This is a genomic window from Aquirufa ecclesiirivi (assembly GCF_011250515.1).
GTDB classification, from domain to species: domain Bacteria; phylum Bacteroidota; class Bacteroidia; order Cytophagales; family Spirosomataceae; genus Aquirufa; species Aquirufa ecclesiirivi.
Map to the genome: position 1 here is coordinate 1 of NZ_JAANOP010000015.1, position 1,021 is coordinate 1,021.

2 protein-coding genes are annotated in these 1,021 nt (G+C 36.9%); both read right to left on the reverse strand.

Features of this window, described 5'->3' with window-relative positions; translation table 11 throughout:
* Positions 1–647: DDE-type integrase/transposase/recombinase (locus G9H65_RS13230; RefSeq protein ID WP_166375814.1), on the reverse strand; the 647-nt coding region annotated here is incomplete at its 3' end.
* Between the two features lie 23 nt (positions 648–670).
* Positions 671–1,021, reverse strand: a 351-nt coding sequence (locus G9H65_RS13235) for a transposase (RefSeq protein WP_166375815.1), incomplete at its 5' end; no start/stop codon positions are given.

The window sequence follows — 1,021 nt, forward strand, 5'->3', positions numbered from 1 at the left end:
CGTAAATAATTGTTTTTTATAATTCCATTGATACGCTCTGCTTTCCCATTTTCCCAGGGGTATTTACACATACTGTTTTTAATTCCTCGTTTTTGAGTAATTCGTAAAAACTCCTTGGCATAATATTGACCACCTCCATCGGAGTGAAGTACTAATTCATCAAATCTTTTCTTTTTTCGAAGCTTGATGGCCATTTGTAAGGCTGGAATGGTGGTATGAGTTGTTAATAGCCTTTTAGAGGTGTGGTGGCCCACTATATGACGCGTATATGCATCTACAATAAAAGTGAGGTAATAATAGATACCATTGACTTGATAATAACTAATGTCACTCTGCCAATATTGGTCTATACGGCTCGGTTTTTGATACATCAATAAATTCTCAAATCGAATTACTCCTTGACTATCTGTTGTCTTGATATATGAGGGTATTCGAGGTCTAGTTAAATGGTGCTGCTTACAAAATACCTCAAAAAGATCTCGTCCCATCATCTGCTGATGATCGGGTTTAATCATATAATACAAGTAGCGTATAGCCATGGTGGGATGTTTTACTCGAATTTCATCGACGGCCTTTAATAAATGATGCTGAACTTTTTCCTGCTTGATTTGTCGGTTCAACTGTTGGTGGACAGCTTGCTTACTCATGCCAAGGCTTCGATATAATTCATTCAAACTGAAGGGATGTTTTTCTCGGGTAAGCCAATAGTATCTGAGGGTTTTGAATCGAATTTTTTTTTAATATCAACCCCATATGCCTGCTCAGCTAGATCAATCATTTTATCCTTAAAATCAAGCAAGATTTGCTTTTGACCGACGATACGCTCTAGTTCAGCTACTTTCTTCTTGAGTAATAACAACTCTTGTGTATCACTCTGTGTTTCTACTATCACTCGCGTTTTATTGGTTTTCATAGTGCCGAATTTAGAAATCCATTTGTACACATTGGTGCCTGATACTTCGTATTGTTTACAAATTTCTGAAACACGAGTTCGACCTTGTTCTATTTCTCGAACTTTCTC